The sequence below is a fragment of the Streptomyces sp. MUSC 14 genome, from assembly GCF_001866675.1.
Lineage (GTDB): Bacteria > Actinomycetota > Actinomycetes > Streptomycetales > Streptomycetaceae > Streptomyces.
Genome location: NZ_MLYN01000035.1, coordinates 62,446 through 76,391, shown reverse-complemented (window position 1 = coordinate 76,391; position 13,946 = coordinate 62,446). Strand labels below are relative to the sequence as shown.

At 73.0% G+C, this 13,946-nt stretch carries 10 protein-coding genes; 2 read left to right on the top strand and 8 right to left on the bottom strand.

Features of this window, described 5'->3' with window-relative positions:
- Positions 1-17 precede the first annotated feature (17 nt).
- Genes BIV25_RS22245 through BIV25_RS22210 form a run of 8 tightly spaced genes read right to left on the bottom strand, consistent with a single transcriptional unit; the run spans position 18 to position 7,776 of the window.
- Entirely contained in the window at positions 18-1,025 is a 1,008-nt protein-coding gene (locus tag BIV25_RS22245; RefSeq protein WP_071374139.1) for a beta-ketoacyl-ACP synthase III, read from the bottom strand.
- Positions 1,022-2,020 (bottom strand): VlmB-like protein, encoded by a 999-nt coding sequence (locus BIV25_RS22240; protein ID WP_071374138.1) that lies wholly within the window; start codon positions 2,018-2,020, stop codon positions 1,022-1,024. Before BIV25_RS22240 ends, BIV25_RS22245 begins: the two co-directional genes overlap by 4 nt.
- Entirely contained in the window at positions 2,017-2,562 is a 546-nt protein-coding gene (locus BIV25_RS22235; RefSeq protein WP_071374137.1) for a flavin reductase family protein, read from the bottom strand. Before BIV25_RS22235 ends, BIV25_RS22240 begins: the two co-directional genes overlap by 4 nt.
- Positions 2,559-3,110 (bottom strand): hypothetical protein, encoded by a 552-nt coding sequence (locus tag BIV25_RS22230; protein WP_071374136.1) that lies wholly within the window; start codon positions 3,108-3,110, stop codon positions 2,559-2,561. The genes BIV25_RS22235 and BIV25_RS22230 overlap by 4 nt, the downstream gene beginning before the upstream one ends.
- Before the next feature lie 20 nt (positions 3,111-3,130).
- The gene (locus BIV25_RS22225; protein ID WP_071374135.1) at positions 3,131-3,613 is read right to left on the bottom strand and encodes a type II toxin-antitoxin system RatA family toxin; all 483 of its coding nucleotides are present in this window, start codon (positions 3,611-3,613) and stop codon (positions 3,131-3,133) included.
- A gap of 2 nt (positions 3,614-3,615) precedes the next feature.
- The gene (locus BIV25_RS22220) at positions 3,616-4,911 is read right to left on the bottom strand and encodes an aspartate aminotransferase family protein (RefSeq protein WP_071374134.1); all 1,296 of its coding nucleotides are present in this window, start codon (positions 4,909-4,911) and stop codon (positions 3,616-3,618) included.
- Positions 4,912-4,957: 46 nt separating this feature from the next.
- On the bottom strand, positions 4,958-6,100 hold the full coding sequence (locus tag BIV25_RS22215; RefSeq protein ID WP_071374133.1) for an acyl-CoA dehydrogenase family protein: 1,143 nt from the start codon (positions 6,098-6,100) through the stop codon (positions 4,958-4,960).
- 44 nt (positions 6,101-6,144) lie between these two features.
- Positions 6,145-7,776, bottom strand: coding sequence for an aldehyde dehydrogenase (locus BIV25_RS22210; RefSeq protein WP_071374132.1), 1,632 nt, complete (start codon positions 7,774-7,776; stop codon positions 6,145-6,147).
- A gap of 161 nt (positions 7,777-7,937) precedes the next feature.
- Between BIV25_RS22210 and BIV25_RS22205 the strand changes: the two genes are divergently transcribed.
- Complete coding sequence (locus tag BIV25_RS22205; protein ID WP_071374131.1) at positions 7,938-8,237, top strand: acyl carrier protein; 300 nt, start codon at positions 7,938-7,940, stop codon at positions 8,235-8,237.
- 11 nt (positions 8,238-8,248) lie between these two features.
- Positions 8,249-13,942, top strand: coding sequence for a type I polyketide synthase (locus BIV25_RS22200; RefSeq protein ID WP_071374130.1), 5,694 nt, complete (start codon positions 8,249-8,251; stop codon positions 13,940-13,942).
- The last annotated feature ends 4 nt before the right edge of the window (positions 13,943-13,946 follow it).

Genomic DNA, 13,946 nt, shown 5'->3' with positions numbered 1-13,946 from the left:
CAAGAAGTGAGCGTCGGTCAGATGGTCTGCAGCTCCGGCCAGTCGACGGTCGCCGCACCCCAGGACAGGCCACCGCCGAACGCGGTGAGCAGCACCCGGTGGCCGGCCCGGAGCGTGCCGTCCGCGGTGGCCTCGGCGAGCAGCAGCGGCAGGGACGCGGCGCCGGTGTTGCCGACCCGGGCGATGTTGCTCAGCCGCCGCTCCTCGGGGATGCCGAGCCGGTCCGAGACGGCGTCCAGGATCCGGGCGTTGGCCTGGTGGGCCGCGAACCGGTCGACGTCGTCGAGGGACCAGCCGGCCCGCTCGGCGGCCTCGGCGGACGCGGCGGTCATCCGCTCCACCGCATGCCGGTAGGTGTCCCGGCCGAGCATCTGGAAGTAGTGGTCCTCCGGGTCCACGGGACGGTCGCTCGACCGCTGCCGCGAGCCGCCCGCCGGCACCGTGATCAGATGGCTCAGCTCGCCGTCGCTGCCGAGCACCAGCGGGCCGATCGCCCCGCGTTCGGCGGCCGAGCCGGCCCGCAGCACCACCGCGCCCGCGCCGTCCGCGAAGATCACCGCGGTCGTACGGTCCCCGGGGTTGACGATCGTCGTGAAGGCGTCGGCCGCGATCAGCAGCACGCTGTCCGCAACCCCGGCCGCGATCAGCCCGGCGGCCGAGGCGAGGCCGTACAGGAAGCCGGAGCAGACGGCGGCCACGTCGAACGCCGGCACCTGACCGAGGCCGAGGCGCGCGGCCACCTGCGGCGCGGTCCCCGGGCACGGCTGGTCCGGGGTGGTGGTGGCCAGCACCACCGCTCCGACCCGCTCGTCCCCGGCCGACTTCAGGGCCCGCAGGCCCGCCTCCACCGCCAGGTCCCCGGTGGAGGTGCCCGGCGAGACGACGTACCGCTCGGCGATCCCGGTACGGGAGCGGATCCAGGCGTCGGAGGTGTCCAGCCGGGCCGTCAGGTCGTCGTTGGTCACCAGGTTGGGCGGGACGTACGACCCGATGCCCGCCACGACCGCGGCCCGCCCGGCGCTCATGCCCCGCTCTCCGGGTGCTCCGGGTTCCCGGAGGCGAGGACCTCGACGGGCAGGCCCATGTAGGCCATGCGGACCTCGGCCATCTCGTCCGTCCACCGCTCGGCCATGTCGTAGCGCTGCACGGCGGTGGTGTCGAGCAGCCGCACGCCCGGCCAGATCTCGTAGTCGCCGATCAGGTCCGCGTGCTCGTGCATGCCCTGCTGGAACAGGTCCTCGCGGTGGATGACGAACTCCCGGTCCGGGATCTCGTCCCACAGCTTCACGCCCGCGCGCAGGATCTCCAGCAACCGCGGCTTGTACGCCGGGTGTTCGGCGACGTGGTCGCGCAGGATGGTGCTGGCCACGGTCAGATGCCGGATCTCGTCGATGGCGGTGCCGCGCGAGATCTCGCCGGTCGCGGGGGACAGCGGGGTCCACTTGCGCTCGCTCAGCTCGGCGGCCGGAGCGAGCACGCCCTCGATGATGATGGCGAACACGGCGACCCCGCCGGGGAAGTCGGCCCGGTCGCGGACGATGTCCAGAGTGAAGTCCACCACCGGGTCCAGGACCCGCTTGCGGTAGTCCCGGGCCATCTCCTCGATGTCCCGCAGCAGGGTCTGCTGCGGGATGCCCAGCTCCACCAGGTGCTGCCGGAAGACACGCGCGTGGCGGGCCTCGTCGAGCAACTGGGTGGCGTAGAACTCCATTTCGGGGATGCCGGGCGCGATGGAGACGTAGTGGCCGAGCAGCCGGGTGGCCAGTTCCTCCGCCAGGGCCCGGAAGCCGAACTCCAGCACCAGGGCCTCGCGCAGCGGGCCGGGCGCCTTCAGGAAGTCGGGCGTGAGCGCGTTCTCGTGGTGGCCACTCGCCCCGCGCTCGCGCAGGGTGCCCTGGGCGACGGAGGTGATCCAGTAGGCGAGGTCGCACTCCTCGGGGCCGAGGGTGAGTTCCTTCGCGCCGTCCAGCAGGCCGGGCGCCTTGTCCCAGTCGGCCTCGCGAGCTACGGGTGCGGTCATGAGGCGACGGCCTCCTTCGCCGGACGCAGGGAGCCGGCGTACAGCCCGCCGGCGTAGGAGAGCAGGGGGAGCGCGTCGTCCGCCGTGGCGCGTACGACGTGGCCGAGCAGCAGCTCGCCGTCGCCCGCCGGGTGGGCGGAGTGGAAACGGCACACGTAGTGCGCGAGCGCGCCCGCGATCAGCGGGGCGTGCGCGTACCGGTCCGCCGTCCAGGCCAGGCCCGCGAAGGCGGCGGTGCCGTCGGGCCGCGCGCTGTCCGCGAACCGCCGTGCCACGTCGGCCTGTTCGGCGCCGAGCACGTTGACCGCGAAGCGGCCCTCGGCGGCGGCCAGCCGGGCGAAGGACGAGCCCGCGCGCAGCACGACACCGAGGAGCAGGGGTTCGCGCGAGACGAGGGTGACCGTGCTGGCCGTCGTGCCGTGCATCCGGTCCTCGGGGCCGGTGGTGAGCACCGACACCGGGGAGGCCAGGTGGTACAGGGCCCGGCGGCGCTCGGCCGGGTCCTGCCGGACCGGAGGCCGTACGTCCGTGGCGGTGGTCATCGCACGGCCTCCGTCTCGCGCAGCGCGCCGGGCTCGGGTACGACCCCTCGCGCCGGGACGTGCCCGACCGGCACCGGCTCCATGGCGTGTCCGACCGGCTTCGGGTGCGGCAGGCCCAGCTCGTCCAGGAGCTTCAGGTAGCCCTCCTGGCGGACCGGTTCGAAGGGCAGCGCGAAGGACTTCATGAAGTTGCCGAACAGACCGCGGTCGCCGAACAGATGGAACGGCAGCACCAGCAGCGCCCACTCCGGCTTCACCAGCCAGCACCACAGCGCGGCCACCGCGCCCTGCGTGATGAGGCTGTGCATGACGTTGTAGAGGACGTAGTAGGCCTTGGGGATCGGCCGCCCGCCGCTCCTGCGGAAGGCGATCGCGCCCGGGATGTAGCCGATCAGGTCGATGTAGAGGAACAGTCCGAGCGCCGGCAGCCAGCGGATGTCGCCGAAGTGGTAGACGATCATGCCGGTGGTGACGGCGAGGCCCACCAGGTACTCGGCGCGGTGCAGCGAGTAGGTGCGCGGGGTCTCGAAGGGGTTCGCCTGGTCCATGGTCAGCTCCTCGCCGGGTGCTAGGCGCCGACCGCGGCGGGCGTGGTGAGTTCGACGTTGCCCCGGATGCGCACGCCCGGGAACAGCCCGGTCAGCGCCCAGGCGACGGTCTCCTTGATGACCCGCTCGGCGATCGGGTCGAGGATGCCCTCCAGGCTCGGGATACCGAAGTCGAAGTCGGCGTCGAAGCGGACGGTGACGTCCTCCCCGTCCTGCCGCACGGACCAGATCCCGGAGAAGGAGTCGAAGTCGCCGTCGGACTGCTCGAAGCGGATCTCGCCGGCCGCCGGGTCGATCGTGTCGTCCTCGGTCCAGCGCAGCAGACCGCTGCGGAAGTGCAGCTCCCAGCTGGAGGAGGCCCGCGGGTCGGGGTAGGAGGCGTGCACGGTGGTCGCGTTGACGTGGGGCGCGAGGTCCGGGTACTTCTCCCAGCGCCGTACGGCGTGCAGGACCGTTTCCGCCTGCTCCGCGGGTATCAGGGCATCGAGTTCGACGTGCCGCACGATCAGTTACCGCCTTCCGGCATTGTGGCCGCGCCCTTGATCAGGTCACGGGTGGCCAGGTCGAAGGAGTTGACGAGGAAGTCCACGTCGGTGTCGTCCAGCACGGCGGGCGGCGTGAACCGCACCACCGAGCTGCCGTTCATGGAGTGGTTGGCGACCACGCCGTGGTTGAACAGCTCGATCAGCAGCTCGCCGGCGAGGCCCGCCTCGACCAGCTCCACACCGATGAGCAGCCCCCGGCCGCGCACGTCCACGACCAGCTCGGGGATGTTGCGCCGGGCCACCTCCGTGATCCGCGGCAGCAGCCGGGAGCCGAGGTCCATGGCCCGGGTGACCAGGCGCTCCTCCTTCACGGCCCGGATGGCGCCCTGCACCGCGGCCATCAGCACCGGCTGCCCGGAGAAGGTGGCGGTGTGGACGTAGGGGTCCTTGTCGAAGGGGCGGAACGCCTTGCGGGTGGCGACGGCCGCCGAGACCGGCATGACCCCGCCGCCGAGCGCCTTGCCGGTGAGCAGGACGTCCGGGACGACGCCCTCGATGTCGGCGCCCCACCACTCGCCGAGCCGCCCGAACCCGGACTGCACCTCGTCGAGGATGAGGAACCCGTCGTACTCGCGGACCAGTTGCTCGACCCGCTTGAGATAGCCCTTCGGCGGGACGATGACGCCGCCCTCGCCCTGGACCGGCTCCAGGATCACGCACACCTCGCCCGGGTGGGCCCTCAGCTCGGCCTCAAGGGCGTCGGCGTCGCCGTACGGCAGGTGCTGGAAGTCGGGGACGAGCGGGCGGAACGGGGCCTGGTAGACGTCCTTCGCGGTCGCCGACAGGGCGCCCAGCGTCTTGCCGTGGTAGCCGCCGCGCATCGAGACCGTGCGCTTGCGGCCGCCGGCGCGGGCCAGCTTCAGCCCGGTCTCCACGGCCTCCGCCCCGGACAGCGCGAAGTGCACCCGGTCGAGGCCTTCGGGCAGGACCGAGACCAGCGCCTCGGCGGCGCGCGCCACCGTCGGCTCCAGCAGGATGCGGGTCGCGGTGGGGTGGGTGCGCAGCTGGCGCTCCACCTCCTCCATGACGATCGGGTGCCGGGCGCCCATGATGAACACGCCGTACCCACCCGCGTTCAGGAACCGCTCACCGTCACTGGTGGTGAGCCAGGCGCCCTCGGACGCCGTCTCCATGTGGCTCCCGAACAACTCGGCGAGCGTGGCCCGGCCCTTGCTGAGGTGGGCACGGTAGAGGTTGAGGATCTCCGCCTCCGAGTCGGCTGCGGTCGCCGCCGGAGACTCCTGCATGACGGTCACGTGTCTCTCCAAAGATCGGTGTACGGGCCCAGGACCGGATCGGTGTTCAGGCCAGGACCAGCGGCCCCCCGCCGAAGTACGCGAGCAGCGGCTCCGCGGCAGCGATACGGGACGGCGGGTGGAAAGCCAGCGCCCTCGTCGCGGCAGCGCCCTGCGCCGAAGCGGGGTTGTTGATGAACTCCAGCCCGCCCAGCAGCTCCAGCGCCCGCCCGACGATGTCCGGCAGCGCGCTCTGCACGGCGTACCGGGCGACCAGCACCCGCGCCACCGACTCCTCGTTGCCGGGCTCCGCGCCGGTGCCGGTGGCCACGCCCTCCAGCAGGGCCAGCGCGGCCTCCATGTCGACGGCGAGCGCGGCCCGTTCCTCGGCCGGGCCCCGCTTGCGGGCCAGCACCTGCTCCACCAGCGCGGCCGCACCGCCCGCGTACCCGGCGGAGATCAGCATCTCGAACCACACGAACCCGGCGGACTGGAGGTCGTCCAGCCGGGTCGGGTCGTCGGCGCCCGCCCGTACGACCATGTCGGCGGGGACGAACACGTCCTCCAGCCGGACCTCCTCGCTCTCCGCGCCGGCCAGCAGGTCGTTGCCCCAGAACGGGTGCACGGACATGCCGGGCGCGCGGGCCGGGACGATCGCGAGCGCCAGCTCCGGATCGCCGCCGTCCTCGCCGTGGATGGCGATGGACGCGGTCAGCAGGCTCATCGAACGGGACAGGCTGCACGGCTTCTTCGCCCCGGACAGCAGGAACCCGCCCTCCACCGGGCGCGCGGTCACCGCCGGCTTGAGGATGTTCTGCGCGGTACGGCCCTCGGCCCAGCCGGAGGCCATCACCTGCTGCTCGGGCACGATCCGGTGCAGCAGCTCGGTCTGCGCGGGCGTGAGCCGGCCGTCCTTGACGGCGAGGGAGTACAGCATGGCGGCCGTGAAGTGGTGCATGGAGACGGCCGCGACCAGTGACGGCGACAGGGCGCCGAGGGCCAGCTGGACCCGCAGCGCATCGAGCGGGGACGCGCCGTGGCCGCCGTAGGACTCGGGAATGAGCAGACCGACCCCGCCGTGGATGCGGAACAGGTCGATCACCGGGCTGCCGGGCCGCTCCCGCTCGGCGTACGGGATCTGGTCCAGCTCCTTGAGCAGTCCGGGGTGGAACCGCTCGCAGACGGACCGGGCGGCATCGAGGGAACGCACGGGGAACCTCCGGGAACACATCGAGGGCGGGCGGGGCGGGCGGATCAGGCGCCGAACACCGCGTCGTACGGGCTGACGTCGCGGGCGATGCTGACTCCCTGCACGTGGGAGGTCTTGAGCATCGGGTAGTTGGCCTCGCCGAACGCGCCACCGGTGCGGCCGGTGCCGCCGTGGCTCGGCAGGTACGGCAGGAAGCCGATGTGCGAGTCGTTGACCTTCAGCAGACCGCCGTTGACGGTGCGGCGCACGAAGGTCTCGACGACGTGGTCCGAGCGGGACCACAGGGAGTTGCGCAGCCCGTAGTCGTTGCTGTTGACGAACTGGAGGAAGGCTTCGAGGAGGGCGTCGTCGTTGTCCCGCTCCGCGACCACGATCGGGACCAGCGGGAAGAACGTCTCCTCGCGGACCACGTCGTAGGTGCGGGCCCGGTCCAGGCCGTCCACGCGCACCACCGTCGGCTGCAGGAAGACGCCCGTCTCGGAGACCGTGCCGTCGACCTCGGTGCGGTGCCCGCCGGTGATCAGCTCGGCGCCGTTGTCGAGGGCCTGGCGCAGCAGCCGGAAGAACCGCTCGCTGCGCCGCACCGGCGACAGCAGCACGTCCTCCTCCTCGGGCAGGCCCGGCCGGATGCCCTTGACCTGCTCGCGCACCTCGGCGATCAGCGCGTCGGCGATCTCGGGGTGGACGAGGACGTAGTTGGGGACCATGCAGATCTGTCCGGAGCCGTAGAACGCCTCCGTGATCGCCTCGGCCGCCCACGTCACGTCGGCGTCCTTCCACACCACGATGCCGTCGTTGCCCGCGAGTTCGAGGATCGGCTTCTTGCCGTGCGCCACGCACGCCTGCTCGAAGCGCAGACCCTCCTGGCTGCCGCCGATGTAGAAGATGTCGTTGATCAGCGGGTCGGCGATCCAGCGGTCCATGGTCTGCTTCGGGTTGGAGCACACGGCGTTCAGCACCCCGGCCGGCGCGTCGACCTCCTCCAGCAGCGGGGCGACGACGTCCCGCAGCAGCCACATGGTGGACAGCGCGATGCTGCGCGGCGCCCGGACCACCACGGCGTTGCCCGCCATCAGCGCGAGCACGGACAGAGCGGCACTGGGCAGCGGGGCGTTCTGCGGCGGGTTGAAGGCGACCACGCCGTCCGGCTGGCGGTGCAGGATCAGCCTGCGGCCGTTGTACTCCTTCTCCACCCGCATCTGCTTCAGGTACCAGCGCAGGGAGCCGGGGGCATAGATCTGCAACAGGCAGCTCAGCTCCCAGCGGGCGAGCTTCACGGGGTGGGACTCGGCGACCAGCATGCGCAGGAACTCGTCCTGGTGCTTGATCAGTTCCTCGCGGAAGCGGGTTCCCAGCCGCATCCGCCGCTCCAGCGGTACGGCCGCCCAGTCGGGGGCGGCAGCGGCGGCGGCCTGGGTGGCCAGGTCGATGGCGGAGTCGTCCGCGATCGCGCAGCGCCCGACCACGTAGGGGTGCTGCGCGGCCTCGGACTCCGGGTCCTGTTCGAGCGAGCGCTTCAGGCTCACGCTGGTGAACACGTCTTCCAGCAGGGAGCGTCCGCTGACGGTGTAGACCCAGCCGTCCCCGGCGACGTCCTTGCCCGCGATGTAGAGGTCGTAGCTCTTCAATCCGGAAGGTGCCTCAGCACTCTCCTCCTGCGCGGCTTCGCGAAGCATCTTCAGCCTTTCGGATATGGCGAGTGGATTTCTTGAAGCAAGGCCGAGCCTGGCAGCGGAATCTGACCCGGCGCTGACGCCCGGCTGACCGGTCCGATCCGGCCAACCGGCCTTCGTGAAGCCGTCAGTGGGGTGTCAGCCGGCGCTGCTTGCCTTGGCGCATGCCACCTGTCGACAGCACGAGCCGGCGCCTGCGCGACCTGCCGCGCAGTGAACTCGCCGATGAAATCGAGTCGGTCTGCCTCGCCAAATTCCGGGCCGTCCTCCTCATGGAGGAATCCGAGGACCTGCCCGTCGACATCAGCTATTTCGATCTCGGCCTCACCTCGCTGCGGCTGACCGAGATACGGCAGAGCCTGGAGCAGCTCCTGGACCTGTCGATCAACGTCAGCGTGCTCTTCAACGAGCCGACGATCGCCCATCTCGTGGACCACCTGACCCAGGCCATCCAGGAAGCTTGAGGAGTCGCTCCATGCCGCGTACGGAGACAGAGCAGGCGCCCGAGCCGGTCGCGATCGTCGGAATCGGTCTGCGGTTCCCCGGCGGCAGCGGCTCGCCCGACGAGTTCGACGCCTTCCTGCGGGACGGCGGGAGCGGGATCGGCCCGATCCCCCGGGACCGCTGGGACGTCGACGCGTTCACCCCGCAGGGCCCCGACGACAAGGGCAAGATCATCGCCTCGGCCGGCGGGTTCCTCGACCGGATCGACCTGTTCGACGCCGGCTTCTTCAACATCTCCCCGAAGGAAGCCCGCTACATGGACCCCCAGCAGCGGCTGCTGCTGGAGACGGCCTGGCAGGCGCTGGAGCACGCCGGTATCGACCCGGCCCCGCTGCGCCGCGGCAACGGCGGCGTCTACATCGGCGCCAGCTCCATCGACTACGCCCTGGAGCTGGACGCGCTGCCGTACGAGGAGCTGGACGGCCATCTGGCCTCCGGCATCACCATGTTCCCGCTGTCCGGGCGGCTGTCGTACTTCCTCGGCTGGCGCGGTCCGAGCATGAGTGTCGACACCGCCTGCTCCTCCTCGCTGGTCGCGCTGCACCTCGCCGTCACCGCGCTGCGCGGCGGCGAGACCGACATCGCGCTGTGCGGCGGCGTCAACGCCCTGCACCACCCGCGCATCCCGGTGATGTTCTCCAACGCCCAGATGCTCGCCCCCGACGGCCGCTGCAAGACCTTCGACGAGTCCGCCGACGGCTACGCGCGCGCCGAGGGCTGCGGCATCGTCGTCCTCAAGCGGCTGTCCGACGCCGAGCGCGACGGCGACCGGATCCTCGCCCTGGTGCGGGGTACGGCCGTCGGCCAGGACGGCGACAGCGCCGGGCTGACCGTGCCCAACGGGCCCGCCCAGGAGAAGGTCATCCGCAGTGCGCTCGACGCGGCCCGGCTGACGCCCGGGGACATCAGTTACGTCGAGGCGCACGGCACCGGCACCCCGCTCGGCGACCCCATCGAGTTCGGCGCCATCGGGGACGTGTTCGCAGGCTCCCACACCAAGGACCGCCCGGTGCTGGTCGGTTCGGCGAAGACCAACCTCGGGCACATGGAGCCGGCCTCCGGCATCGTCGGCGTCATCAAGACCGTGCTCCAGCTGCGCGCCGGCACGATCTACCCGCACGTCAACCTGACGACGCCCTCCGGACGCATCCCGTGGGACCTGTACCCGCTGCGCGTGCCCACCGCCTGCGAGCCCTGGGAGGCCGAGGTGCGGCGGGCGGTCGTCAACAGCTTCGGGTTCGCCGGGACGATCGGCGCGGTGGTGCTGGAGCAGGCGCCCGAGCCGGCGCCGGCCGCCGAATCGGCGGGCGCGGCACCGCTGTTCACCCTGTCGGCCAAGAACGCGGCCGCGCTGCGCGAACTGGCGGCGCGATACCGGGAGTCGCTCGACGAGCGGCCCGAGGTGTCCGTCCCCGCGCTCTGCCACAGCGCCAACACCACGCGCACCCACCACCCGTACCGGATCGCCGCCCCCGTCGCCGACCGGGCGGCGCTGGAGAAGCTCCTGGACCGCGCCGCCGAGGCCGAGCACGCGGGGCCCTCGGGCATCCGCAAGACCGCCTTCCTGTTCACCGGCCAGGGCTCTCAGTACGCCGGCATGGGCGCCGCCCTCTACGCGGCCCTGCCCGTCTTCCGCGCCCACGTGGACGCGTGCGACGCGCTCTTCGCCGCCCCCCTCGGCCGCTCCGTGCGCGCGCTGCTGCTCGGCATCGCCGACGACCCCGAGGCGATCGACCGCACCGAGTACACGCAGCCCGCCCTGTTCACCCTGGAGTACGCCCTCGCCCAGCAGTGGCTGGCCTGGGGCGCCCGCCCCAACGTGCTCATCGGGCACAGCATCGGCGAGGTGGTGGCCGCCGCCGTGGCCGGGCTGTTCAGCCTGCCCGACGCGGTCACCCTGGTCGCCGCCCGCGCCCGGCTGATGCAGGCCGTCCGCGCCGAGGGCGGCATGGCCGCCGTCACCGCCCCCGTCGACGACGTCGCCCCGCTGCTGGAGGGCCGCGACGACCTGGCGCTGGCCGGGGTCAACGCCCCCGACCAGACGGTGATCTCGGGCGCGACGGCCGCGCTGGAGGAGGTCATCGGGGTCCTGGCGGACAAGGGCGTGCGCGTCGAGCGGCTCAAGGTCTCGCACGCCTTCCACTCGCCGCTGATGGCCGAGGTCTACGACGCCTTCCGCGCCGCCCTCGACGGCATCACCTTCCACGAGCCGCAGATCAGCATCGTCTCCAACGTCACCGGACGCCTCGCCCGCTTCCGCGAGATCGGCACCCCGGACTACTGGGTGCGGCACATCGGCGAACCCGTCCGTTTCCTCGACGGCATCCGGGCCGTCGCCAAGCGCGGCCGGCACGCCATGGTCGAGATCGGCCCGCAGGCCGGGCTGACCGCCCTCGCCCGGCGCGGCGTGAGCGTCGAGGACCACCTGTGGCTGGCCAGCCTGCGCCGCCGGGACACCACGACCGAGACCACCCTCACCGCGCTCGCCGACTACTACGCGGCCGGCCTGAACGTCTCCTGGACCGACTACCACGCCGGGCACCCCGCGCCCGCCCGTGTGGACCTGCCGACCTACGCCTTCCAGCGCAAGCGCTACTGGCTGCCCTCCGTCACCCCGCGCCGCACCGCCGCCGGCGGCCCCGCCCGCCACCCGCTGCTCGGCATCGAGGAGCGATTCGCCAGCGGGGTACGGGAGTTCAACGCCGAGTTCACCGCCGAGGAGCTGGGCGCGCTCGCCGACCTCGCCGACGGCGGCCGTACCGTCCTGCCCGCCGGCGCCTACGTCGACCTGCTGCTCGCCGTGCAGGACGCCGTCCAGGGCCATGCCCGCTCCGCCGTGCGCGAGCTGAAACTGCTCGCCCCGCTGGAGCTGCTCGCCGAGACCCCGACCGCGCTCACCACCCGCTGGCGCCCCCGGCACGGCGGCGGCGCCGAGGTCGAGGTGTTCACGACCGTCGGCGGTGAGGAGAACCTGCACGCCACCGCCGTCGTCGCCGCCGACCCCGAACCCCTCGTCCCCGTCTCGGAACTGGCCGAACTGGCCGCCACGCTCACCCCCGCCGCCCAGCACATCGACGACGAGGACATCTACACCGACCTCGCCTCCGTCGGCCGTCCCCAGGGCCCCCGCATGCGGCTGCTGCTGCGCGCCGCCCGGCACGGCGACGGACTGGTGACCGGCGAGCTGACCGGCCGTGACGCCACCGCCGTCGAGCATGTGCCCGCCGAGCTGCTGGAGGCCGCCGTGCAGGCGCTGGTGGTCCTCGACCCCGAGGGACCGGTGTTCGTGCCGCGCGAGATCGCGGCCGTACGGCACTTCCGCAAGCCGCGCGGCGAGAACCTGCGCGTCCTCGCCCGGGTGCGCGGCGAACAGGACCGGCGCCTCGCGGACGTGCTGCTGCTGGAGAACGGCGACCCGGTCGCCGAACTGCTCGGGGTGCGCATGGCCCGGCCCGAGGGCCGCACCGGCCGCCGCCAGTTCCTGCACCGCCCCGACTGGGTGCGCCGCGCCCTGCCCGCCGCGGCGCAGCACGCCCCGGCCCGGCACGTCGTCCTGCTCGACCCCTCCGCCGTACGCGCCGCCGAACTCGCCGCCGAACCCGGTCTGAAGATCACCTGGCTGACCGGCCTCACCGACCTCAAGGCGGCCCTGGACGACCCGACCGTCACCGACGTCTGCCGGCTGTGGCGGCAGCGCCCGGAGCCCATGTCCGCCGACCGGCTGCGTGCCGAGTGCGAGGACAACTACCGTGAACTGCTCGCGCTGACCGGCGCGTTGGAGGCCGCGGCCCGGCCGCCCCGGCTCTGGCTGGTCACCGAGGGCGCCCAGTGGCTGCCCGGCGACCCGGCCGGCGACGGCGGACACCTCGGCGCCGCCACCCTGTGGGGCTTCGGCCGGGTGCTGCTCACCGAGTACCCGCAGTACCGGGCCACCCTCGTCGACCTCGCTCCGGGCAGCGGCCTCGCCCCGCTCGCCGAGGAGTGGCGGGCCGAGCCGCCCGGCGAGTTCCAGGTCGCGTACCGCCCCGGCCGCCGTTACGTCCGCCGGCTGCTCGCCGGTGACTCCACCCTCACCTGGAGGGGAAGCTTCGAACTGCGCGCCGCCGACTCCGGCGACCTGTCCGACCTGGCCCTCGCGCCGGTCACCGACCGGGCCCCGGGGGACGGCGAGGTCCAGGTCCGGGTACAGCTGGTCGGCCTGACCGCCGAGGACGCGCGGGCCGCGCTCGACACCGGCCGCGCCGAGCGCGCCGAGGAGACCCCGGGCGAGGAGGAACCCCCGCCGCTGCTCGGCCAGTTGGCCCACGGCACGGTCCTCGACGCCGCCGACGGCACCGGGTTCGCAACCGGCGACGAGGTCCTCGTCCGGTACGACGGCACCTTCCGCTCCACGCTCACCGTGCCCGCCCCCGCCGTCGTGCACGCCACCGGCGCCGACGCCACCGCGCCCCGCTTCCGCCTCGACGAGACCGGCGAGGCCCTGCGCACCGCCCTGTCCGACCCGGCCGGCCGCACCTGGGTGGCCCTGCCCGAGGACCCGGCGCAGGACCGGCGGTCCGCCGGGGCCGCCGAGGACGCCCCGAACGGACTGCGCCCCGACCGCACCTACCTCGTCACCGGCGGCCTCGGCGGCCTCGGCCTGGTCACCGCCCGCAAGCTGGCCGCGCTCGGCGCCCGGCACCTGACCCTGGTCAGCCGCGGCGGCCGGGCCACCGACGAGGCCGGCGAACTCCTCGCCGACCTCGCCGCCGACGCCGAGATCGACGTCGTACGCGCCGACGTCTCCCGCCCCGAGGACGTGCGCCGGCTCGTCCGCCACCTCGCGGCCGGACCGTACCCGCTCGGCGGGATCGTGCACGCCGCCGGCTCCTACGACAAGAAGCTCATCTCCGAGCTGACCTGGGAGTCGATCGACGCCCAGCTCGCCGCGAAGGCCTACGGCGGCTGGCTGCTGCACGAGGCGGCCGAGGAGTCCTTCCCGGAGCTGGAGTTCTTCGTCACCTACTCCTCCATCGCCTCCGTCCTCGGCGGCGCCACCCAGGGCCACTACGCCGCCGCCAGCGCCGCCCTCGACGCGCTCGCCGAGTGGCGCGCCCGGCGCGGGGTGCCGGGACTCTCGGTCAACTGGGGCGCCTGGGCCCGGGTCGGCATGTCGGCCCGGCTGGAGGAGCACCTCAGCGAGGAGATCGAACGCAGCGGTGTCCGCTTCTTCTCCCCGACCCGCGCCCTGGACACCCTCGCCCGGCTGTGGGGACGCCCGCGCACCCAGCGGATCGTCGGCGAGTTCGACTGGGACCGCTACGTCCGCGGCAGCGTCACCGGCGACCTGTTCTACGACCGGCTCGCCCGGCGCACCGCCGACGAGGACGGCAGCGGCCTCGACCTGCGGGCCCTCACCGCACTGCCCGAGGCCGAACGCGTCGCCGCCGTCACCTGTGCCGTGCGCGAGCGGGTCGCCGTCGTGCTGCACCTGGAGGAGGCCGAAGAACTGGACGTGAGCAGCGAATTCGTCTCGCTGGGCCTGGACTCCCTGATGGCCCAGCAGGTCAAGGCCGCGCTGGAGCAGGCGTTCCGGCTGCCCCTGCCGGCCTCCCTCACCCACGACCACCCCACGGTCCGCGCGCTCGCCCGCTTCCTCGACGGGCAGCTCGCCCCGGCAGCGTGAACAC

What these genes read in the sequence shown, in the direction of transcription:
- BIV25_RS22210 (WP_071374132.1), bottom strand. Translation starts at nt 7,776, where the DNA reads ATGCTTCGCGAAGCCGCGCAGGAGGAGAGTGCTGAGGCACCTTCCGGA.
- BIV25_RS22235 (WP_071374137.1), bottom strand. Translation starts at nt 2,562, where the DNA reads ATGACCACCGCCACGGACGTACGGCCTCCGGTCCGGCAGGACCCGGCC.
- BIV25_RS22205 (WP_071374131.1), top strand. Translation starts at nt 7,938, where the DNA reads ATGCCACCTGTCGACAGCACGAGCCGGCGCCTGCGCGACCTGCCGCGC.
- BIV25_RS22230 (WP_071374136.1), bottom strand. Translation starts at nt 3,110, where the DNA reads ATGGACCAGGCGAACCCCTTCGAGACCCCGCGCACCTACTCGCTGCAC.
- BIV25_RS22245 (WP_071374139.1), bottom strand. Translation starts at nt 1,025, where the DNA reads ATGAGCGCCGGGCGGGCCGCGGTCGTGGCGGGCATCGGGTCGTACGTC.
- BIV25_RS22200 (WP_071374130.1), top strand. Translation starts at nt 8,249, where the DNA reads ATGCCGCGTACGGAGACAGAGCAGGCGCCCGAGCCGGTCGCGATCGTC.
- BIV25_RS22240 (WP_071374138.1), bottom strand. Translation starts at nt 2,020, where the DNA reads ATGACCGCACCCGTAGCTCGCGAGGCCGACTGGGACAAGGCGCCCGGC.